This window comes from Arthrobacter sp. BPSS-3 (assembly GCF_044628475.1).
Taxonomy (GTDB): Bacteria; Actinomycetota; Actinomycetes; order Actinomycetales; family Micrococcaceae; genus Arthrobacter.
Window position 1 is genome coordinate 115,538 of the sequence record NZ_JBIMMV010000005.1, and the last position, 20,841, is coordinate 136,378.

Below are 20,841 nucleotides of genomic sequence, written 5' to 3' on the forward strand. Positions count from 1 at the left end.
AAGACGGCTCTTCTTTTGCTGCCCTTTTTAGTGAAATTACCTGCAATTTATCCGGGGTCTATTTGTCATGCCCAGATATCCCGGAAATTCCTTCCCTCTTCACCCCAGGAGTACACGTGTCTGTCGTTCCGTCCCTGACCCGCCCCACACCGCACCCCGGAGCCCTGCCGGTTCGGCCGGATCCCGCCCAGACTTCCATCCCGACCCTCCGGAGGGAGGTGAAACCAATGAAACGACAGCTCCCCCGCGTGCCGGTCTTCCGTCCGCGGCCCGGCCGCAAGGAACGGACGCAGTTCAACGCCCAGCTGCTGGAACAGCGGCGTGAAGACGTCTACCTGACCCTGCACCAGATGGGCCTGATCCGCTGATTCCCTGCTGCCCCGACCGCCCAGGTCACGCACACCGCAGCAGCCATCAGAGGAGGACCCATGAGATTGACCATTCCGAGCTACCCGCCAGGAGCCCACGCGGCAACGCGTGGGCTCCCCCGTTTAACCGGCCGCCCGTAGCCCCCAGGGCCACGTCCGGCCGCCGCGAACCCCCGGTAAGCTCATGGCATGCAGGAGACAATGCCGCCGGACCAGCACCGGAGGAGCCGACTGGTGGTTCCCACCCGCAGTGACCGGCTGCTACGGAACTTCACCGAACTGATCGGCGGACCCATGGGGCGCCGCGCCGCGCCCGGTGTCGTCTCTCCCGGCCTCTTCACCGTCCCGCGGGTGCTTGGAATCCTGACGGTCCTGGCCGCGCTGCTGGCACTCCTGGTCAAGGGCTACTGCCGGAGCAACGGCTGGGAATCCCCCGGCCAGTTCTACGCCACCTGCTACTCCGACTTCCCTGAACTCTTTCGAAACCGCGGACTGGGCAACGGCGCCTTCCCGTTCGTCACCGCCGGAAGTCACTTCGAATACCCGGTCCTGATGGGCTTCATCGCCGGAGCCACCGCCCTTCTGGTACCCGGCTCGGGAACCGGCGCCGGCCGGGTCCTCGCGTACTTCGACGTCAATGCCACCCTGGTGGCGGCCGTCTGGATCGTCGTCGTCCTCGTCACCGCCCGCACGGCCGGCCGGCGGCCCTGGGACGCCGCCATGGTGGCGCTGGCCCCCGGCATCATCCTGGCCGGATTCATCAACTGGGACATGTGGGCCGTGGGTTTCCTGGCCCTGGCCATGTACTTCTTCGCCCGGAACCACCTGGTCCTGGCCGGCATCTGCATCGGGCTGGGCACCGCCACCAAGCTCTACCCGCTGCTGATCCTCGGCGCCATCCTGGTGCTCGCGCTGCGCACCGGACGGATCCGGGCGTTCCTCACCACCGCCGGGGCGGCCGCGGCGGCGTGGCTTGCCGTGAACCTTCCCGCCCTGCTGGCAGACCCGGCCGGATGGAAGTACTTCTACCAGTTCACCGAGTCCCGGCCCGCCGGCTACAGCTCACCCTGGTTCGCGTACAACCTGGTGGCCGGCCGGCTCGGCTGGAAGCCGCTGGAGGCGGCCGTCATCAACTCCCTGGCCATGGACCTGTTCCTGGCCGCCTGCGTGCTGATCGCGCTGCTGGCCCTGGCCGCCCCGCGCCGTCCCCGCCTGGCGCAACTGGTCTTCCTGATCGTGGCCGCCTTCATCCTGACCAACAAGGTCTACTCGCCCCAGTTCGTCATCTGGCTCATCCCGCTGCTGGCCCTGGCCCGGCCGCGGTGGCGCGACTTCCTCATCTGGCAGGCCATCGAGGCACTGCACTGGGCGGCCGTGTGGATGTTCCTGGGTCAGGTCACCAGCGGCGGCCCCTCCCAGCACAACATCGACATGCCCTACTACGTCCTGGCCGTCGTCGCGCACATGCTGGCCACGGCATATCTGATGGCGCGGGTGGCCTGGGACATCGTCGAGCCGGACCGGGACATCATCCGCCGGCAGCGCGTGGACGATCCCCATGGAGGTCCCTTCGACGGCGCCGCTGACCGGCTGCGGATCGACCTCCGGCACCCGGCGGCCTCGGTCCTGCCGTGGCGGACGGCGAAGGTGGGCTCCGATGCCTGACGTCGCGGTGGTGGGAGCGGGTCCCAACGGCCTCGCCGCGGCCGTGACGATGGCCCGCGCCGGCCTCGCCGTGGATGTGTACGAGGCCGCACCCACCCCCGGCGGCGGCCTCCGGACCATGGAACTGATGGAACCGGGCCACCTGCACGACGTCTGCTCGGCCGTCCACCCCATGGCGCTGGCCTCGCCGTTCTTCCGCGGTTTCGGGCTCTCCCGGCGGATCGACGTCGTGACCCCTGAGCTCTCCCACGGGGCGCCCCTCGACGGTGGCCGGGCCGCGCTCGGCTACCGCTCCCTGGAGCGCACGGCAGCCGCCCTGGGCCGCGACGGCGCAGCGTACCGACGCCTGATGACCCCGCTGCTGCAACGCCTCGAGGGAGTCATGGACGTTGCCCTCAACCAGCTTGTGCGGGTCCCCCGGGACCCCGTCGCCGCCGCCGTCTTCGGCCTCCGCACCCTTGAACAGGGCACCCGGCTGTGGGATGCCCGCTTCCGTGAGGATCTCGCCCCCGCGCTCCTGACCGGGGTGGCCGCCCACGCCGTCGCTCCGCTGCCCACCCTCCCGGCCGCCGGCGCCGGCCTGGTCCTCGGTGCCCTGGGACATGCCGGGGGCTGGCCCATCCCGGTGGGCGGTTCCGCCTCCATCGCACAGGCGATGATCGCGGACATCGAAGCCCACGGCGGCCGGATCCACACCGGCACCCGGATCGATGCCCTGCCGGACCTGCCGCCGGCACGGGCCACCCTGTTCGACGTGGCCCCGCCCGGGCTGCTGCGGATCGCCGGCAACCGGCTCCCGGCCCGTTACCGCCGCGCCCTGGAGGACTACCGGTTCGGCAACGGCGCCTGCAAGGTGGACTACATCCTCTCCGGCCCCGTCCCCTGGGCCGCCCCGGAGCTCGCCGGGGCCGGCACGGTCCACGTCGGCGGAACCCGGGCCGAGACCGCCGAGGCCGAGCACCTGGTGGCTTCCGGGCAGCACCCGGAGCGGCCCTTCGTCCTGGTCTCCCAGCCCTCCACCTTCGACACCGGCCGCGCCCCCGCCGGCCGGCACATCCTCTGGACCTACTGCCACGTCCCGGCCGGGTCCACCGTGGACATGGGCGCCGCGGTCACGGCCCAGCTGGAGCGATTCGCCCCCGGCTTCCGGGACCTGATCGTGGACCAGCGGGTGACCACGGCGGCGGACCTCGGCGCCTACAACGAAAACTATGTCGGCGGGGACTTCAGCGCCGGGGCCATGGACCTGCGCGGTCTGCTGGCCCGTCCGGTGTTCCGGCCCGTCCCTTGGCGGACCCCCGTCCGCGGGCTCTATCTCTGCTCTTCGGCCACCCCTCCAGGGCCCGGCGTGACCGGGATGCCCGGCTTCCACGCCGCCCGGCACGTGCTCCGGGACGTCTTTGGTCTCCCGGTTCCCGCACTGGGCCCGGTGGGGGACGCGGCCGCCGGCTAGTGCGCGCCCTGCAGGGCGCCGAGCGAGAGCCGACCGTCGGCCATCGTGGCGACGGCGTCGGTGTGCGGCACCAGGTCCGCGTCGTGGGTGACCATCAGCGTCGCGACGCCGAATTCATCGGTGACCTCCCGCAGCAACCGGACGATGTCCCCGCTGCGCTGCTGGTCCAGCGCCGCCGTCGGCTCGTCCACCAGCAGCAGGACGGGATCGGCCATCAGGGCCCGGGCGATGTTGACGCGCTGCCGCTGGCCGCCGGAGAGCTGGTGCGGCCGGCGGTCCCCGGCGGCGGCCAGGCCCACCCGGTCCAGCAGCGTCCCGGCACGCTCCCGGGCCTGCCGCGGCTGTTCTCCGCGCAGGTGCGCGGCCAGGAGGAGTTGTTCCACGGCGGTCAGGGAGGGCAGGAGGTTGGGCTGCTGGAAGATGATCCCAATCCGGTCCCGCCGCAGCGCCGAGCGGCCCGCGTCGGACAGGGACCCCGCGTCCTGGCCGGCCACCAGGACGGTGCCGGAGCTCGGGCGGGTCAGGGTGGCGGCCACCGCCAGCAGCGATGACTTCCCGGATCCGGACGGACCCAGCAGCGCCAGGAACGTGCCGGCGGCCAGGTCCAAGCTGACCCGGTCCAGGGCGCGCAGCGTGGTGCCGCCGTCGGGGTAGTCGAGGGTGACGTCGCGGAGGCTGAGGACGGACTTCATGAATATGCCTTTCGGGGAATGTTTAGGGTGCGGGTGCGGATGAGGGTGCCGGCGGGGCCGCGTTAGTTGCCGCCGAGGGCCAGCAGCGGGTCAACCCGGGTGACGCCGCGGACCGCGAGGACGGAGGCGGCGAGCCCCAGGAGCACGACGCCGGCGACGGGCAGAAGCGTGGTGGCCGGGCCGGTAAGGAACGGCGCGGCCTTACCTGCGAGCAGTCCGCCGACAACGCCCGCCGCGCCGCCGGCCAGGGCCCCCGCGGCCAGCACGGCGGCGGCCTGGACCATGGCGTCCCGGAGGATGTACGGGGTGGAACCGCCGAGCGCCTTGAGGACGGCGATGTCACGGGTCCGCTGGACGGTCCACACGGTCAGGAAGGCGGCCACCACCAAGGCGCTGATGCCGTAGAGGAAGGACTGCATCAGCAGCAGGGAACCGTTTTCGCTGCGGTAGGAGCCGAGGGCTTGGAAGGAGCCGCTGCGGGTGGCGCTGACGGTTCCCGCGGCGGCGTCGGCGGCGCCGAGGTCCGTCCCGGCCGAGGTGCCGACGGCCAGGACCGTGGCCACGGCGGCCGGGTCGGTGAGGTGTGAGAGGGTGCGCCAGTCCGCCAGGGAGGTCCAGACCACGGCGGTGTGCGAGTACCACTGGTCCGGAACCACCGCGGCGACGGCCAGGGAGCTGCCGCCCACGCTGACCCGGCGCCCCGGTGCGAGGTCCAGGTCCTTGGCCAGGCCAGCTCCGACCACCACGGTGCCCTCGGCCACCGGCGCGGGGGCCAGCGCGCCGTCCCCGGTCACGCCGAAGACGGCGACGTTCGCCGAGCCGGCCGGTTCCCCGCCCGGGGCCACGGCCTGCAAGCGGGTCTGGCTGATGCCCAGCGGCTCCGCGGTGGTGACGCCGTCGTGGTTCTTCCAGCGGGCCAGCTGGGCCGCGGTGACGGAGGACTCCGTGTAGGAGGCGGTGGGTGTGGTCCCGGCGGGGGCGCCGAACACGATGTGGTCCGCCGGGAGGGCGGCGATGGCGGAGGTTGACTGGTTGCCGAGGCCGGCGGTGAGGCCGGAGAGCATCACCAGCAGCAGGGTGATCAGGGCGACGACGCCGCCCATCAGGGCGAAACGGCCCTTGGCGAAGCGGATGTCGCGGAGAGCGAGAAACATGGGTGTCCTTTGCGGGTTGAAAGCCTTTCTTCCACTCTGGCCGGGGCCGGCGGCAATGCCATCGGGTGCCCGGATGATCCCGGCGGGACGATCGGAGGGGCGCGGGATCATCCAAAAGGATGATTACGGTGTCCCGCGGGCCCTGGGCGGGCTCCCGGGCAGGGTGCCAAAGCTAGGCTGAGGACATGGAAAGCGAGGCGGGGGACACCCGGCAGGCGGCGGGCACGGCGGTGATCCTGCGCGTGCTGCGCGTGAGCCTGCACGTCGGCTTCGCGGTGCTCCTGCTGGTGGCGGTTGCGCGGCTGCTGGCCGGCGGCCTGGGCACCGGCGCGGCCTGGCTGCAGCTGGTCCTGGCCGTCGCCCTCGCAGGGGTCTACCTGGCCGGAACGGTCCTGGAGAAGCGGCACGCGGCGCTGCCCGGCCGTTTCGACCCGCGTCCGCATGCCCGCTGGTGGCTCGCGCTGGTGTGCCTGCTCTGGCTGGCGCTGATCGCCGGCAGCGCCGACTTTGTCTGGCTCGCCTTCCCGCTGTTCTTCCTTCAGCTGCAGGTGCTCCCCCGTGCGGCTGCCCTCGCCGCGATCGCCACCAGCACCGCCCTGGTGATCGCCGCGCTCTGGTTCCACGGCGGCGGGGCCGCCGGGACGCCGCTGCAGCTGCCGATGGTGCTGGGACCCAGCTTCGGTGCCGCGTTCGCCGTCGTCACCGGTCTTGCCTACCGGGCGCTCTACACCGAGGCGAAGGAGCAGCGCCGCGTGGCGGAGGAACTCCGCCGCACCCGCGCCGAGCTGGCCCGCAGCGAACACGACGCCGGCATCCTCGCCGAACGCGCCCGGCTGGCCCGCGAAATCCACGACACCCTGGCCCAGGGCTTCTCCAGCATCGTGCTGATGGGGCGCTCGGCGGAGCAGGCGCTGGCCGCGGGCGACGCGGCCCTCGCCGCCGCCCGGCTGCACACGGTCCAGGCCACCGCCGCCGGGAACCTGGCCGAGGCCCGCAACTTCGTCCGCGGGCTGCAGCCGCCCGCCCTGGAACGCGAGTCGCTGCCCACCAGCCTGCGCCGGCTGTGTGAGACCACGGAGGCCGAGGCCGCCGCGCAGGGAACGCCACTGGCCTGCCGGCTTGAGCTCACCGGTACACCCGTTGAGCTGCCCCGGCCCTACCAGGCCACCCTGCTGCGCGCCGCCCAGGCCAGCCTGGCCAACGTCCGCCGCCACGCCGCCGCCGGCACCGCCGTGGTCACGCTCGGATTCCTCGACACGGAGGTCACTATGGACATCTTCGACGACGGCCAGGGCTTCGACCCGCAGGCCATCGCGGGTCGCCCGGACGGCTCCGGCTTCGGCCTGCGCTCCCTGCAGGACCGGCTGACGGCGCTCGGCGGCTCCTTCGCCGTCGAGTCCGCGCCCGGGGAGGGCACCGTGGTGGCGCTCCGCCTGCCGCTGGGCGGTGCGGCCGCATGAACGACATCCGCGTCCTGCTGGTCGATGACCACCCCGTGGTCCGCGCCGGTCTGCGGGCCATGCTGGCCGGCTGCGAGGGCATCACCGTCGCCGCGGAGGCCGCCGACGGCGCCGCCGCGATCGCCGAACTCTCCCGTCTCCACACCCTCGGCGAACCGGCCGACGTCGTCCTCATGGACCTGCAGATGGGCGCGGGCATGGACGGCGTCACCGCGACCGGCCGGATCCGCGCCGGCGCTGCCGGGACGCCCCCGCCCCCGGTCCTGATCCTCACCACCTTCGACTCCGACGCCGACATCCTGGCCGCGGTGGAAGCCGGCGCCAGCGGCTACATGCTCAAGGACGCCCCGCCCGAGCAGCTCCGCGACGCCGTCCTGGCCGCCGCCGCCGGCCGCACCGCCCTCGCCCCCGAGGTTGCGGCGCGGCTGCTCGGCCGGATCCGGAACCCGGAACCGGCCCTCTCCGCCCGGGAGCTGGAACTGCTGGAACTGCTGGCCACCGGCCTGGCCAACCGCGCCATCGCCAAGGAACTGTTCATCTCCGAGGCCACCGTGAAGACCCACCTGGCGCACATCTACGCCAAACTCGGCGTCGACAACCGGACGGCGGCCATCGCCGCGGCGACGCAACGCCGGATCATCCGCCCCGCCGGCGGGTGAGACTGCCCGGCGGGTGAACGCCGGGACCCCGGGGAACGCCGCGTGACACGGCGATGTCCGGGGCTCAGGGCATAATGGCGCGAATGGGGAAAAAACACATACTGACCTTTGGCCTGACCGGACTGGTGCTCGCCGCCTCGTTGGTGGCCTGCGACGACGGCCGCTCGGGGGCCCAGGACGCCGCCAACAAGCTCGCCTCCGGCCTCTCCGCGCTCGACGTCGGCGCGGTCCCGTTCCAGGGCAAGGACTCCTCCGCCGCCAATGACCGGCTGCACGAGGCCTTCAAGGCCCTCGAACCGGCCAAGCCCACGGTCCACGGCGGCGACCTCACCGTGGACAAGGACACCGCCACCCTCCCGCTGGACATCAGCTGGACCATCGGCGGATCCGAATGGAAGTACACCGTGTCCGCCCAGCTGAAGAAGGCCGGAGACACCTGGCAGACCGTCTGGAAGCCGGACCTGCTGGCGCCCGGCCTGACCGACACCGAGGTGCTGGCCACCTCCACGCAGTCGCCCCAGCGGGCCGATATCCTCGGCGCCGGGGACGTGCCGCTGGTGACCTCCCGCGCGGTGGTCAACGTCGGCATCGACAAGCCCGCCCTCGGCGGGGCCGATCCGGCGGCATCAGCCGCGAAGCTCGCGGCCCTGGTGGGCGTGGACCCGGCCGGATACACCCAGCAGGTGCAGGCCGCCGGCCCGCAGGCCTTCGTCGCCGCCATCACCCTGCGCCAGGACGGCCGGACCATCACGGACGAGCAGATCGGCGCGATCCCCGGTGCCCGGGCCATCGCCGATGCGCTCCCGCTCGCCCCCACGCGGACCTTTGCCCGCGCCGTCCTCGGCTCCGTGGCCGAGGCCAGCGCCGAACAGATCGAGAAATCCGGTGGTGCCCTCAAAAGCGGGGACAGCACCGGCACGGGCGGCCTGCAGCAGCAGTACGACGCCCGGCTGCGCGGCACGGACGGCGTTCAGGTCTTTGCCCAAGTCCCCGGCCTCACCCCGGAACAGCGCCAGGCCCAGCCCAACGCCGGCCGCCGCATGCTCTTCCAGGTCGCCATGAAGCCGGGCGCCCCGCTGAAGACCACCCTGGATCCGAAGCTGCAGCAACTGGCCGAGGACACCCTGGCCAAGGTGGGACCGGCGTCCGCGATCGTGGCGCTCCGGCCCTCCAGCGGCGCCGTGCTTGCCGCCGCCTCCGGACCCGGCAGCAACGGCTACGACACCGCCATGCTGGGACAGTACGCCCCCGGATCCATTTTCAAGATCGTCGATTCCCTGGCGCTGATCCGCGGCGGCATGACCCCGGACAGCAAGGTCGACTGCCCCGCCACCCTGGAGGTGGACGGCCGGACCTTCAAGAACGCGGAGGGCTACCCTGCCTCCTCGCTGGGCTCGGTGGCCCTGCGGGATGCCTTCGCGCACTCCTGCAACACCGCCTTCATCAACGCCCGGGACAAGGTCAGCCAGGCCCAGCTGGAAAGCACCGCGGCGTCCCTGGGCGTGGGCGTCGACGCCCCGAAGCTCGGCGCGGCCGCGTTTCTGGGGTCGGTTCCCGGCCAGGCCGGCGGCACCGAACACGCCGCCTCGATGATCGGCCAGGGCAAGGTCCTGCTGTCCCCGCTGGTGGCGGCGGTGATGGCCGGTTCCGTGGCCAAGGGCGCCCCGGTGTCGCCGGTCCTGGTCACCAACCCCGATGCACCCGCCGGCACGGGCACGCCGTCTGGCACGACGTCGACCGCCACCGGCTCCGCGTCTCCCGCCGCGACGGCAGCCTCAAGTGCTTCCGCCAGCGGGTCGCCGGGTGCGACCTCCTCGGCGACCGCCGCCCCGACGGCCTCCGGTACCCCGCTGACCCCGGCCGAGGCGGCGTCCCTGGCCGACATGATGCGCGCCGTCATCACCTCCGGGCACGCCGGCTTCCTCGCCTCCGTTCCCGGCGCCCCGGTGGGGGCCAAGACGGGCACGGCCGAGTTTGGCTCGGACAACCCGCCGAAGACCCACGCCTGGATCGTGGCTACGCACGGCGACCTCGCCGTCGCCGTCTTCGTGGAGGACGGCGGGCTGGGTGCTACCACCTCCGGGCCGCTGCTCAAGGAGTTCCTGACCGGCGCCGGCTAGGCCGGCACCCCGGAGCCCCGCGGCCGTGACCGCGGGGCTCCGTGCGAGGATGGAAGCGTGGCCCATATTGACGTTTCCGGCATCGACTACTTCCTCTCCGATGGCACCCAGCTGCTCAACGGCGTGACCTTCAAGGTCCCCGACGGCACCAAGACGGCGCTGATTGGACCCAACGGAACCGGCAAGACCACGCTCTTCCGCATCATCGCCGGTGACCTCACGCCGGACGAGGGCGTGATCGGCCGCTCCGGCAACATGGGCATCATGCGGCAATTCGTCGGCCAGGTCCGCGACGACTCCACGGTCCGGGACCTGCTGGTCTCCGCCGCGCCGCCCGCGCTGGCCGCGGCCGCGCGCGCCGTCGACGAGGCCGAACTGGCCATGATCGAACATGACGACGAGCCGACCCAGATGAAGTACGCCCAGGCGATCGTGGACTGGGGCGACGCCGGCGGATACGACGTCGAAACCGTCTGGGACGAGGTCTGCATGGCCGCGCTGGGCCTGCCCTTCGACCGCGCCCAGCACCGGCCCGCCTCAAGCCTCTCCGGCGGCGAACAGAAGCGCCTGGTCCTCGAGGCCCTCTTCGCCGGCCCGGACGAACTGCTGCTGCTGGACGAACCGGACAACTACCTGGACGTCCCCGGCAAGCGCTGGCTCGAGGCGAAGCTCAACGAGTCGAAGAAGACCGTGTTCTTCATCAGCCACGACCGCGAGCTGCTGAACAACGCCGCCGGCCGCATCGTCACCCTGGAACCGGGCATCAACGGCGCCGGCGCCTGGGTCCACGGCGGCGGCTTCGGCTCCTACGTAGAGGCCCGCGCGGACCGCAACGCCCGCTTCGAGGAGCTCCGCAAGCGCTGGGACGAGGAGCACGTGAAGCTCAAGGAACTCGTCAACATGTACAAGAACAAGGCCGCGTTCCGCTCCGACATGGCCAACCGGTACCACGCCGCGCAGACCCGGCTGGCGAAGTTCCTCGAGGCCGGCCCGCCCGAGGCCCTGCCGATCGAGCAGAACGTGCAGATGCGGCTCAAGGGCGGCCGGACCGCCAAGCGCGCCGTCGTGGCCGAAAAGCTGGAGCTCACCGGGCTGATGAAGCCGTTCTCCACCGAGATCTGGTTCGGTGACCGGGTGGGCGTGCTCGGCTCCAACGGCTCCGGCAAGAGCCACTTCCTGCGTCTGCTGGCGACCGGCGGCACCGACCCGGAACGCGAACACCTGCCCGTCTCCGCGCTGCCTGCGGCTCCCACCCCTCGCAAGCTCGGGGAGGGGCCCTCGCCGCAGCCGCTTGTCGAGATCGCCGAGGTCCCGCACGAGGGCACGGTGAAGCTCGGCGCCCGGATCCGGCCCGGCTTCTTCGCCCAGACCCACGTCCGCCCGGACCTCCTGGGTAAGACCCTGCTGGAGATCCTGCACCGCGGCGACGAACACCGCTCCGGCCTGGCCCGCGAGGCCGCCGCCGGCGCGCTTGACGGCTACGGCCTGGCGGGCCAGTCCGAGCAGAAGTACGAGTCCCTCTCCGGCGGCCAGCAGGCCCGGTTCCAGATTCTGCTGCTGCAGCTCTCCGGCGCCACCCTGTTGTTGCTCGATGAACCCACCGACAACCTGGACCTGCACTCGGCCGAGGCGTTGGAACGCGCCATCGGCCACTTCGAGGGCACCGTCCTGGCCGTCACCCACGACCGCTGGTTCGCGCGGACCTTCGACCGTTTCCTGGTCTTCGGCTCCGACGGCAAGGTCTACGAATCCGCGGAGCCGGTCTGGGACGAAAAGCGCGTGGACCGGGTTCGATGAATGTGCACATGAGCGTTGCGCGTGATCATTTGATCATTTAACGCTACTGTTTGCTCATGAACACTGAGCAGCGGCACCGCCGCATCGGCGAACTGCTGCGCGGCCGCGACCGCGTGAGCGTGGAGGAACTGGTCGCCGAGTGCGGCGCCTCCGGCGCCACCATCCGGCGCGACCTGGACGTCCTGGCCCTCAACGGCGTGCTCCGCCGGGTCCACGGCGGGGCGCAGAGCCTCGTCGCGGGCGGCGAGCACCCCGAGTACGGCCAGCGCGAACTCGAGGACCAGGACGCCAAGGCCCGCATCGCCGCCGGCGTCGCCGGACTCCTCCGGGACCGGACCCACGTCTGGCTGGACAGCGGCACCACCGCCACCGAGGTGGCCCGGCAGCTGCAACACCGTGAACTGACCGTCATGCCCATGTCCCTGCCCGCCGTCAACGCCCTCGCCGGCGGCGCCACGGCCGGCCGGCGGGCGGCGCTGCTGCTGCCCGGCGGCAGCCTGAGCCCCGGGGAACTCTCCTTCCGCGGCCCGCTGACCGAGTCCACCGTCCGGGCCCTCCGGTTCGACACCGCCGTCGTCACCCCCTGCGCGGTAAGCCTGCGCGACGGCCTGCTGGCCCACGACCTGGAGGACGCCGCCGTCAAACGCGCCGGACTTGAGTCGGCCGGTCGCGTGATCGCCGCCTGCTCGGCGGCCAAATGGGACGCCGGCGCCGTAGCGCTGGTGGCCGCCCTGGACGCCGTGGACGTCCTGGTGACCGACAAAGACCTGACCCCGGCGGACCGCGCCGAACTCGCCCGTCACTGTGTGGAAGTGGTAACCGTATGAGCAAGCTTCAGACCCGCCAACCCCTCAGGGCGGCGGCCACGGCCACCTTCCTGGTCTTCGGCATCAACGGGCTGGTCTTCGCCAGCTGGGCCGCCCGGATCCCCGCGGTCACCGACATCCTGGGCATCACCTCGGGCCAGATGGGAACGCTGCTGCTCTGCGTGGCCGTCGGGTCGCTGATCGCCCTGCCGACCGCCGGCTGGGTGGTCAACCGGCTGGGCACGGCCAACACCATCCGGGCCGCCGGGCTGCTCGCGGCCGTCGCCGGTGCCGGCATCGCCATCTCCCTGAACGCCGGCTCGATCCCCGGGACCGCCGTCTCGCTGTTCTTCTTCGGGATCGGGATCGGGCTCTGGGACGTCTCGCAGAACATCGAGGGCGCCGACGTCGAACACCAACTGGGCCGCACCATCATGCCGCAGTTCCACGCCGCGTTCAGCGGCGGGGCGTTCGTGGGTGCACTGATCGGCGCCGGGCTCTCCCAGCTGGGCATCGGCCTGCCCATCCACCTGCTGGTCATCGCCGCCGTCGTGGTCGTCGCGGCGCTGACGGCGCCCCGCTACTTCCTCCCGCACGCGGCGGAAGCGGACGGATCGCACGACGCCGACGCCGGGGCACCCCGCGCCGGCTCGGCCTGGCGGGAGGGCCGCACGGTGCTGATCGGCGTCGTCGTCCTCGGTGCCACCCTGACCGAGGGCGCCGGCAACGACTGGATCGCCAAGGCGGCCGTCGACGGCCTGGGCGCCCCGCAATCGACGGGGGCGCTGCTGTTTGCCGTCTTCGTCCTCGCCATGACCGCCATGCGCCTGTTCGGCGGCCGGCTGATCGACGGCTACGGCCGGGTGCCGGTGCTGCGCGCCAGCATGGGCGCCGCGGCCGCGGGACTTGCCCTGTTCGTCTTCGCCGGCAACCTCTGGGTGGCGGCCGGGGGCGCGGCACTCTGGGGCGTGGGGGCCGCCCTGGCCTTCCCGATGGGGATGTCCGCCGCGGCGGACGACCCGCGCCGCGCCGCCGTCCGGGTCTCCGTGGTGTCCACGCTGGGCTACGTCGCCTTCCTCGCCGGGCCTCCGCTGCTCGGCTACCTGGGCGACCTGACCGGCATCAGGCTGGCCCTGCTGGCCATCGGGGCGCCCATCCTGCTGGCGCTGCTGCTGGCGGGCGCCGCGAAGCCGCTCCGCGCCGGGTAGGGCACGCCGCCGGCGGGCCGGCAGTAAGGTGGGCAGATGCGAAGCATGCTGGCCAAAACCCCGCGCCACTTTGAGAAGCTGGACCGCCGGCTGGTGCGGAAGGTCTCGCGGCTCCCCCACGGCAGCCACGACGACTTCTTCCGGAACCTCTCCGCCGCCGCCAACCACGGCAAGCTCTGGATCGGGATCGCCGCCGGACTGGCCCTGGTTCCCGGCAAGACCCGCCGGGCCGCCCTGCACGGACTGCTGGCCCAGGGCGTGGCGTCCGCGGTGACGAACGTGGTCTTCAAGTCGCTGCTGCCCCGCCAGCGGCCCCTGCCCGAACACCTGCCGACCTTCCGGTTCGTGAATCCGCAGCCCACCAGCTCCTCCATGCCGTCGGGGCATTCGGCCTCCGCCGTGGCCTTCGCCGTGGGGGTGGGCCTGGTCCGGCCGGCCCTGGGCGCCGCCCTGGCGCCGGTCACCGCCGGAGTGGCCTATTCGCGGGTGCACACCGGGGCGCACTGGCCCTCGGACGTCTTCTTCGGCTCCGCGATCGGCGCCGGGGCGGCCCTCGTGACCAGGCGCTGGTGGCCGGTCCGGCCGCCGTTTCCCGCCGTCCGCCGCACCCCCGTCGAGGCCAACCGGCTGCCCGACGGCGAGGGGCTCGGCATCGCCGTGAACACCCTCGGAGGCTCCTACGCCGACCAGACCGCCGCCGCCCTCCAGGAAGTATTCCCCAAGGCGTATATCAAGGAAATCCAGGCCGGCGAGGACGTCGACGCCGAAATTCAGGCGGTGGCCCGGCGGGAGGGTATCAAGGCCCTCGGCGTCTGGGGCGGGGACGGCACGGTCGGCACCGCCGCGGCCGCCGCCGTCGAACACTCCCTGCCGCTGCTGGTCCTGCCCGGCGGCACCCTGAACCACTTCGCCCGCGACGCCGGCACCCCTACCCTGCAGGCCGCCGTCGACGCCGCGACCCGGGGCGAGGCCGCCCGCGCCGACATCGGCCACGTCGCGGTGGAACGCGGCCTCCCGGACGACCCGGTCCGGCAGCACCTGACCATGCTCAACACCGCCAGCATCGGGCTCTATCCCAACCTGGTCCGGCGCCGCGAACAGCTCCAGCCCGCCCTCGGCAAGCCGCTGGCCGGCGTCGTGGCGATGTTCCGGACCTTCGCCGCCGGAACGCCCAGCACCCTGGTGGTGGACGGGGTGCGGCACAAGCTCTGGATCCTCTATGTGGGCCGCGGCCGCTACTACCCGCGCGATCACGCCCCGCTGGTCCGCCCGGTGCTCGACGACGGCGTCCTGGACCTCCGGATGATCACCGCGGACGAGTCCTTTGCCCGGCTCCGCCTGCTCTGGGCGGTGCTGACCGGGACGGTCGCGACCTCCGGCATCACGCACCTGCGCGAGGCCACGCGGATCCGGGTGGAACCCGCCGGACCCACCATGGTGCTGGCCGTCGACGGGGAGGTCATGCCCGGGGTCCGGGCCGTGGAGTTCTCGGTCCAGGCCGGCGGCCTGGTCTATTACACGCCGCGGGACCAGGACTGACGGGGGTCCCGGCACCCGTGCCGGGACCCTGAGTCGACCCTGAAACATCCCTTAAACCGTTGCCAAACCGGTCCGGTTGGCGGAAGGCATGGGTAGCGTGGGGACCACACAGCCACCGCTACGCAAAGGACCGCTTCCATGATCGAGGCCAGAGGCCTGACGAAGGTCTACGGCGACAAGACCGCCGTCGCCGGAGTTGATTTCACCGTCCAGCCGGGACGGGTCACCGGCTTCCTGGGCCCCAACGGGGCCGGGAAGTCGACCACCATGAGGATGATCATGGGACTGGACCGACCGACGTCGGGCACCGTGACCGTCGACGGCGTCCCGTACGCCCGGCACGCCGCGCCGCTGCGCGACGTCGGCGCCCTCCTCGACGCCAAGGCCGTCCACACCAGCCGGTCCGCCTACAACCACCTGCTCGCCATGGCCGCGACCCACGGCATCCCGAAGCAGCGGGTCCGGGAGGTCATCGAGATGACCGGCCTCGGCGAGGTGGCGCGCAAGAAGGTGGGCGGCTTCTCCCTCGGCATGGGCCAGCGGCTCGGCATCGCCGCCGCCCTGCTTGGCGACCCGCGCACCGTCATCTTGGACGAGCCGGTCAACGGCCTGGACCCCGAGGGTGTGGTCTGGGTCCGCAACCTGGTCAAATACCTGGCCTCCGAGGGCCGCACGGTGTTCCTCTCCAGCCACCTGATGAGCGAAATGGCCGTCACCGCGGACCACCTGATCGTGATCGGCCGCGGCCGGATCATTGCCGACGCGCCGATCCAGGACATCATCACGGGCAAGGACCGGGGCAGGGTGCGGGTCCGCACCGACCAGGCCGCCGAACTGACGCGCCTGCTTACCGCCGACGGCGCCACCGTGGACGGCCAGGAGAACGAACTGCTCGAAGTCACCGGCCTGGAGCCGCGCCGGATCGCCCGGACCGCGCTGGAGCACGGCGTCATGATCTACGAACTCACCCCGCTCCGCGCCAGCCTCGAGGAGGCCTACATGGAGCTGACCAAGGACGAGGTCGAATACCACTCGCTGATCACCACGGGCGACACCGCCCCCGCCCAGGCCGGAGGCAACTGAACCATGAGCTCCACCACCATCGACCCCACGCCCTCCCGCCGCGAACCGGGCGGCCCGGCCCACGCTGCCGGCGGCAGCGGACGCCCCGCCGGCCTCAGCACCGGACCCGGCCCCAGCTTCCCGCGGGTCCTCAACGCCGAATTCATCAAGTTCCGCTCCCTGCTCTCGACCGTGATCCTGCTGGTCGCCACCGCCGCGGTCATCGTGGGCATCGGCGCCCTCGCGTCCTGGGGCATCGGCCAGGCCCTCCAGTCCTCCGGCGCCGATCCCCAGCGCTCCGCCGCACTGGCCGCCCAGGGTGACATCGCGGCGTCGGCCCCGGGTGCCGGGATCTCCTTCGCCCAGTTGATCCTCGGTTCCCTGGCGGTCCTGATCATCAGCTCGGAGTTCACCACCGGCATGGCGCGCTCCACGTTCACGGCCGTACCGCGCCGCATCCCGGCCTTCGTGGCCAAGCTGATCGTCGTGGCGGTCTCCGCGTTTGTTGTCACCGCGGTGTCGCTGTACATCTCCGGCCTCGTGGCGGTGCCGATCTTCGAGCAGTACGGCCACACCCTGGATGTCTCCAGTGACCACTACTGGCGCACCCTGCTGATCAACAGCGCCTACGTGGCAGCCGTCGCCGCCATCGGCCTGGCGCTGGGGGCCCTGCTGCGCAACTCGGCCGGTGGCATCATGGCCCTGGTGGGATTGTTCTTCGTGCTGCCGATCGCCCTGCAGATCATCCAGGGTGACGTGGTCAAGGAACTGCGCAAGTACACCCCGGACAGCACCCTGACCCCGATGACCGCGTCCCAGCACTTCCCGGACACCCTCGAGGCGTGGCAGGCCGCGCTGGTGCTCGGCGCCTGGGTGGTCATCCCGCTGTTCCTGGCTGGCTTCCTGCTGAAGAAGCGCGACGTCTAAACCTGAGCTACCCGCCGGTGCCCCGCCAGGGGTACCCGCGGGTAGCTCAGATGCGGGGCCAGGCAGAGCCTGAAGCAGTGGTTTCAGGCACATTTCAAAATTGACTGGGAGGCAACAGGCTTTGACCGCCGGGCCCCCGGGCTGGAACCGCGCCCGAAATCACGCACCGTAATCTGTGGGATTGCACAGGACACCGCCTTCCGCCGCCGGTCTACTGTGAAACGACCTTGTGGTCCGCAGCACACGCCCCCCGGCCCCTGAGCCCGGCGTGCGGCCCGGACCTAGACCACCCACAAAGGACGGCGCTTCATGCAGGCTGACCAGCAACTCTCCAAGTCCCTCAAACCCCGGCACCTCTCGATGATCGCCATCGCCGGCGTCATCGGCGCCGGGCTCTTCGTCGGCTCCGGCGCCGCCATCCAGCAGGCCGGCCCGGGCATCCTGGTCGCCTACCTGGCCGCCGGCCTCGTCGTCATCCTCGTCATGCGGATGCTTGGCGAAATGGCCGCGGCGAACCCGGAAACCGGTTCCTTCTCCACCTACGCTGACAAGGCCCTGGGCCGCTGGGCCGGGTTCAGCATCGGCTGGCTCTACGCATGGTTCTGGATCATCGTCCTCGGCATCGAGGCCACGGCCGGCGCCGCGATCATGCACCGCTGGGTGCCCGGCATCGACCAGTGGGTCTGGGCCCTGGCCCTGATGATCCTGCTGACCCTGACCAACCTCGGCTCGGTGAAGTCCTACGGTGAGTTCGAATTCTGGTTCGCCTCCATCAAGGTCGCCGCGATCGTCCTCTTCCTGCTCTTCGGCGTCGCCGCCATCCTCGGCCTGATCCCCGGCGTCCCCGCCCCGGGCCTGGACAACCTGGTCAACAAGGGCGGCTTCATGCCCAACGGACCGGGCGCCGTCCTGGCCGGCATCCTGGTGGTCGTCTTCTCCTTCTTCGGCGCCGAAATCGCGACGATCGCCGCCGGCGAATCCGAGAACCCCGTCGACGCCGTCAAGAAGGCCGTGAAGTCCACGGTGTGGCGCATCCTGGTCTTCTACATCGGCTCCATCGCCATCGTCGTGACCCTGCTGCCCTGGAACAGCGCCTCCGTGGCCAAGAGCCCGTACGTCGCAGTGATCGAACTCTTCGGCATCCCCGGCGCCGGCACCATCATGGACATCGTGGTGCTCACCTCGGTCCTGTCCTGCCTCAACTCCGGCCTCTACACCGCCAGCCGGATGCTCTTCTCCCTCTCCCGCCGCGGTGACGCCCCCAAGTCCTGGATGCGGATCTCCAAGCGCGGCGTCCCGGCCGGCGCCGTGCTGGCCTCCACCGTGGTCGGCTTCATCACCGTGGGCCTGAACTACATCGCCCCGGACACCGTGTTCCTCTTCCTGGTCAACACCTCCGGCGCGATCGCCCTGTTCGTCTGGCTCGTCATCGCCGTCTCGCAGCTGATCCTGCGCCGCCGGATGGGCGCCGCCGCCAGCGAACTGCAGCTGAAGATGTGGCTCTTCCCGTACCTGACCTGGGCCGCGATCATCAGCATCGTGGCGCTGCTGATCGGGATGGTGATCCTGGACAGCACCCGCGAATCGCTGCTGCTCTCGCTGGCCCTCGCCGCCGTCGTCGTCGGTATTGGGCTCTTCCGCTACCGCGGCCGGGGCCACGCCCCCGCGGGTGACGCCACCGCCCGAAACGCCGCCGAGGTCACCGACGCCGAGCCCGCCGTCACCGGCCCGGCCAAGTAAATCCCGCCGTTCGCCCCCCGCCGCCACGTCTCCGCGGGCCGGCGGGGGAGGAACGGGCTCCGGTTAGACTCGGAGCCATGTCTTCCACCGCAGCAGAGCACATCCAGGACCTCGGCGCGTACGTCAGCGCCTCCCCGTCGAGCTTCCACGCCGTCCACGAGGCCGCCCGCCGCCTGGATGAGGCCGGGTTCACCGCCCTCGACGAACTGCAGCCCTGGCCCACCGCCGCGGAATCCGACGCCGGCACCGGCCGGTTCTACATGCTGCGCGACGGCGCCCTGATCGCCTGGGTAGTCCCGGAAGGGGCTGGCCCCGTCACTGGCTTCAACATCCTCGGCGCCCACACCGACTCGCCGTCCTTCAAGCTCAAGCCCAAGCCCAGCACCGGCAAGTTCGGCTGGCTCCAGGCCGGCGTCGAGGTCTACGGCGGCCCGCTGCTGAACTCCTGGCTGGACAGGGAACTGCAGCTCGCCGGCCGCCTGGTGATGCTCGACGGCACCGAACACCTCACCGCCACCGGACCGCTGCTGCGCTTCCCCCAGCTCGCCATCCACCTGGACCGCGCCGTCAACGACGGTCTCGCCCTGGACAAGCAGCAGCACATGAACCCGGTTTACGGCCTCGGTGACCCGGCAGATTCCGACCTCCTGGCCCTCCTCGCGGACCGGGTCGAAGGCGCCACGGTGGACCCCGCAAAGATCGGCGGCTACGACGTCGTCATCGCCGACACCCAGCCCCCCGCCGTCTTCGGCGCCCGCGGCGAATTCTTCGCCTCCGGCCGCCTCGACAACCTCTCCGCCACGCACGCCGGCCTCACCGCCCTGATCGCCCACGCCGCGGGGCCCGTCCCGGCGGACGGACCGATCGCCGTCCTCGCCGCCTTCGACCACGAGGAGATCGGCTCCGCCTCCCGCTCCGGCGCCTGCGGCCCGGTCCTCGAGGACGTCCTGGTCCGCATCTCCGACGGCCTCGGCGCCACCGCAAGCCAGCGCCGGCAGGCCTTCGCCGCGTCCTTCTGCGTCTCCGCCGACGCCGGCCACGCCGTGCACCCGAACTACCCCGAACGGCACGATCCGGCCAACCGGCCGGTCCTCAACGGCGGACCGCTGCTGAAGATCAACGCCAACCAGCGCTACGCCACCGACGCCACCGGAGCGGCCCTCTGGGCTTGGCTCTGCGCCGAATCCGGCGTCCCGTACCAGGAATTCGTCTCCAACAACGTGATGCCGTGCGGCTCCACGATCGGGCCGCTGACCGCCACCCGCCTGGGCATCCGCACCGTCGACGTCGGCGTCCCGCTGCTCTCGATGCACTCCGCGCGTGAACTTTGCGGCGTCGAGGACCCGCACCGCCTGGCCACGGTTACGGGCGCCTTCTTCCGCACCCCCGCCGGTCAGGCCGGCTAGGAACTGGCGAGGCCGATCACCACGTTGATGGTGGCGGCGAGGATCACGGTGCCGAAGAGGTAGGAGAGCAGGCTGTGCTTGAGGGCCTCGGCCCGGATGGCGTGGTTCTTCAACGCGGTGTCCGAGACCTGGTAGGTCATGCCCAGGCTGGTGGCGAGGTAGGCGAAGTCCGTGTACTGGGGCGGCTCCGGCTGGTTGAAGTCGATGCCGCCCACTGCGGCCCCCGCCCTGGCAGAGGTGCTGAAGTACAGGGCGGCGTAGCGCAGGGTGAAGAGCGTCTGCACGAGCATCCAGGACAGCGCCGTGGAGGCCAGGGCCAGCAGCCCGCCGGCCAGCCGGAATCCGCCGCTGCCGCTGTGCGAATCGATGACGACGGCGGCAACCGCCGCGAGGCTCGCCAGATTGGCGGCGAGGATCATCAGGTCCGTCACCCGGTGCGAGGGGTCCTCCGAGGTGGCATGGGCCCGCGTCCCCGCCGCATCCAGGCGCCCGATCACGATCCACACCCAGGCGACGTAGACGAAGGCCGCGACGCTCCAGCCCACCGCCGGAGCCTCAACCCACCGGCCGCCGAGGCCGGCGGCCACGCCGGACACCAGTCCGGCGGCGAGCATGACGATGAAACGGAGCCGGCTGCGGCGGACAGGGAAGCCGGAGGACTGCGGAGCGGTGGCCGGGGTCATGAGCAGATCATGGCACAGGGACCTTGGCCGGAAGTTATCCACACCGCCGCCGGCCCGCTTTCCCGTTGCCCTGCCCGGGATTACGGTGGGTGCAGAGTCGCC

16 protein-coding genes and 2 pseudogenes are annotated in these 20,841 nt (G+C 71.6%); 15 read left to right on the forward strand and 3 right to left on the reverse strand.

The genetic code is table 11. The annotated features are described in order from the left end of the window. The first annotated feature begins 227 nt into the window (after positions 1-227). From ACFVY3_RS09745 to ACFVY3_RS09755, 3 genes are all read left to right on the forward strand, one after another. Positions 228-368 (forward strand): hypothetical protein, encoded by a 141-nt coding sequence (locus tag ACFVY3_RS09745; RefSeq protein WP_290257125.1) that lies wholly within the window; start codon positions 228-230, stop codon positions 366-368. 189 nt (positions 369-557) lie between these two features. After that, complete coding sequence (locus ACFVY3_RS09750; protein ID WP_290257126.1) at positions 558-2,033, forward strand: glycosyltransferase family 87 protein; 1,476 nt, start codon at positions 558-560, stop codon at positions 2,031-2,033. Beyond that, entirely contained in the window at positions 2,026-3,486 is a 1,461-nt protein-coding gene (locus tag ACFVY3_RS09755; RefSeq protein WP_400159570.1) for a phytoene desaturase family protein, read from the forward strand. The genes ACFVY3_RS09750 and ACFVY3_RS09755 overlap by 8 nt, the downstream gene beginning before the upstream one ends. Here ACFVY3_RS09755 and ACFVY3_RS09760 read toward each other — a convergent pair. Next, entirely contained in the window at positions 3,483-4,178 is a 696-nt protein-coding gene (locus tag ACFVY3_RS09760) for an ABC transporter ATP-binding protein (protein ID WP_400159571.1), read from the reverse strand. The genes ACFVY3_RS09755 and ACFVY3_RS09760 overlap by 4 nt on opposite strands. Positions 4,179-4,240: 62 nt before the next feature. Next, positions 4,241-5,332 carry an ABC transporter permease gene (locus ACFVY3_RS09765; RefSeq protein WP_400159572.1) on the reverse strand — a complete coding sequence of 364 codons (1,092 nt, stop codon included), beginning with the start codon at positions 5,330-5,332 and terminating at the stop codon, positions 4,241-4,243. 185 nt (positions 5,333-5,517) lie between these two features. Here ACFVY3_RS09765 and ACFVY3_RS09770 point away from each other — a divergent pair, with 185 nt between their 5' ends. The 12 genes and pseudogenes from ACFVY3_RS09770 to ACFVY3_RS09825 all read left to right on the forward strand — a co-directional run bounded on the left by ACFVY3_RS09770 (position 5,518) and on the right by ACFVY3_RS09825 (position 20,056). Then, positions 5,518-6,792 carry a sensor histidine kinase gene (locus tag ACFVY3_RS09770; RefSeq protein WP_400159573.1) on the forward strand — a complete coding sequence of 425 codons (1,275 nt, stop codon included), beginning with the start codon at positions 5,518-5,520 and terminating at the stop codon, positions 6,790-6,792. Continuing rightward, positions 6,789-7,451 carry a response regulator transcription factor gene (locus ACFVY3_RS09775; protein ID WP_364138116.1) on the forward strand — a complete coding sequence of 221 codons (663 nt, stop codon included), beginning with the start codon at positions 6,789-6,791 and terminating at the stop codon, positions 7,449-7,451. The genes ACFVY3_RS09770 and ACFVY3_RS09775 overlap by 4 nt, the downstream gene beginning before the upstream one ends. Before the next feature lie 83 nt (positions 7,452-7,534). Beyond that, a complete protein-coding gene (locus ACFVY3_RS09780) occupies positions 7,535-9,571 on the forward strand; it encodes a penicillin-binding transpeptidase domain-containing protein (RefSeq protein WP_400159574.1) in 2,037 nt (678 codons plus the stop codon). A 57-nt stretch (positions 9,572-9,628) separates the two neighbouring features. Beyond that, on the forward strand, positions 9,629-11,368 hold the full coding sequence (locus ACFVY3_RS09785; RefSeq protein ID WP_290257133.1) for an ABC-F family ATP-binding cassette domain-containing protein: 1,740 nt from the start codon (positions 9,629-9,631) through the stop codon (positions 11,366-11,368). A 56-nt stretch (positions 11,369-11,424) separates the two neighbouring features. Then, positions 11,425-12,195 carry a DeoR/GlpR family DNA-binding transcription regulator gene (locus ACFVY3_RS09790; protein WP_290257134.1) on the forward strand — a complete coding sequence of 257 codons (771 nt, stop codon included), beginning with the start codon at positions 11,425-11,427 and terminating at the stop codon, positions 12,193-12,195. Further along, positions 12,192-12,494 (forward strand): annotated as a pseudogene (locus ACFVY3_RS09795) (MFS transporter); the annotation flags it as partial. The gene ACFVY3_RS09790 and the pseudogene ACFVY3_RS09795, both read left to right, overlap by 4 nt. A 99-nt stretch (positions 12,495-12,593) precedes the next feature. Continuing rightward, positions 12,594-13,361 (forward strand): annotated as a pseudogene (locus tag ACFVY3_RS09800) (MFS transporter); the annotation flags it as partial. 57 nt (positions 13,362-13,418) lie between these two features. Next, positions 13,419-14,921 carry a bifunctional phosphatase PAP2/diacylglycerol kinase family protein gene (locus tag ACFVY3_RS09805; RefSeq protein ID WP_400159575.1) on the forward strand — a complete coding sequence of 501 codons (1,503 nt, stop codon included), beginning with the start codon at positions 13,419-13,421 and terminating at the stop codon, positions 14,919-14,921. Positions 14,922-15,059: 138 nt separating this feature from the next. After that, positions 15,060-16,004, forward strand: a complete 945-nt coding sequence (locus ACFVY3_RS09810) for an ABC transporter ATP-binding protein (protein WP_400159576.1) — start codon at positions 15,060-15,062, stop codon at positions 16,002-16,004. 3 nt (positions 16,005-16,007) lie between these two features. Further along, entirely contained in the window at positions 16,008-16,910 is a 903-nt protein-coding gene (locus ACFVY3_RS09815; protein WP_400159577.1) for an ABC transporter permease subunit, read from the forward strand. Positions 16,911-17,219: 309 nt separating this feature from the next. Then, on the forward strand, positions 17,220-18,650 hold the full coding sequence (locus ACFVY3_RS09820) for an amino acid permease (RefSeq protein ID WP_290257140.1): 1,431 nt from the start codon (positions 17,220-17,222) through the stop codon (positions 18,648-18,650). A 77-nt stretch (positions 18,651-18,727) separates the two neighbouring features. Next, the gene (locus ACFVY3_RS09825) at positions 18,728-20,056 is read left to right on the forward strand and encodes a M18 family aminopeptidase (RefSeq protein WP_400159578.1); all 1,329 of its coding nucleotides are present in this window, start codon (positions 18,728-18,730) and stop codon (positions 20,054-20,056) included. Here the strand turns inward: ACFVY3_RS09825 and ACFVY3_RS09830 are convergent. After that, a complete protein-coding gene (locus ACFVY3_RS09830) occupies positions 20,053-20,739 on the reverse strand; it encodes a DUF1345 domain-containing protein (RefSeq protein ID WP_364138142.1) in 687 nt (228 codons plus the stop codon). The genes ACFVY3_RS09825 and ACFVY3_RS09830 overlap by 4 nt on opposite strands. Positions 20,740-20,841: the final 102 nt, after the last annotated feature.

What these genes read in the sequence shown, in the direction of transcription:
- ACFVY3_RS09745 (WP_290257125.1), top strand. Translation starts at nt 228, where the DNA reads ATGAAACGACAGCTCCCCCGCGTGCCGGTCTTCCGTCCGCGGCCCGGC.
- ACFVY3_RS09750 (WP_290257126.1), top strand. Translation starts at nt 558, where the DNA reads ATGCAGGAGACAATGCCGCCGGACCAGCACCGGAGGAGCCGACTGGTG.
- ACFVY3_RS09755 (WP_400159570.1), top strand. Translation starts at nt 2,026, where the DNA reads ATGCCTGACGTCGCGGTGGTGGGAGCGGGTCCCAACGGCCTCGCCGCG.
- ACFVY3_RS09760 (WP_400159571.1), bottom strand. Translation starts at nt 4,178, where the DNA reads ATGAAGTCCGTCCTCAGCCTCCGCGACGTCACCCTCGACTACCCCGAC.
- ACFVY3_RS09765 (WP_400159572.1), bottom strand. Translation starts at nt 5,332, where the DNA reads ATGTTTCTCGCTCTCCGCGACATCCGCTTCGCCAAGGGCCGTTTCGCC.
- ACFVY3_RS09770 (WP_400159573.1), top strand. Translation starts at nt 5,518, where the DNA reads ATGGAAAGCGAGGCGGGGGACACCCGGCAGGCGGCGGGCACGGCGGTG.
- ACFVY3_RS09775 (WP_364138116.1), top strand. Translation starts at nt 6,789, where the DNA reads ATGAACGACATCCGCGTCCTGCTGGTCGATGACCACCCCGTGGTCCGC.
- ACFVY3_RS09780 (WP_400159574.1), top strand. Translation starts at nt 7,535, where the DNA reads ATGGGGAAAAAACACATACTGACCTTTGGCCTGACCGGACTGGTGCTC.
- ACFVY3_RS09790 (WP_290257134.1), top strand. Translation starts at nt 11,425, where the DNA reads ATGAACACTGAGCAGCGGCACCGCCGCATCGGCGAACTGCTGCGCGGC.
- ACFVY3_RS09805 (WP_400159575.1), top strand. Translation starts at nt 13,419, where the DNA reads ATGCGAAGCATGCTGGCCAAAACCCCGCGCCACTTTGAGAAGCTGGAC.
- ACFVY3_RS09810 (WP_400159576.1), top strand. Translation starts at nt 15,060, where the DNA reads ATGATCGAGGCCAGAGGCCTGACGAAGGTCTACGGCGACAAGACCGCC.
- ACFVY3_RS09815 (WP_400159577.1), top strand. Translation starts at nt 16,008, where the DNA reads ATGAGCTCCACCACCATCGACCCCACGCCCTCCCGCCGCGAACCGGGC.
- ACFVY3_RS09820 (WP_290257140.1), top strand. Translation starts at nt 17,220, where the DNA reads ATGCAGGCTGACCAGCAACTCTCCAAGTCCCTCAAACCCCGGCACCTC.
- ACFVY3_RS09825 (WP_400159578.1), top strand. Translation starts at nt 18,728, where the DNA reads ATGTCTTCCACCGCAGCAGAGCACATCCAGGACCTCGGCGCGTACGTC.
- ACFVY3_RS09830 (WP_364138142.1), bottom strand. Translation starts at nt 20,739, where the DNA reads ATGACCCCGGCCACCGCTCCGCAGTCCTCCGGCTTCCCTGTCCGCCGC.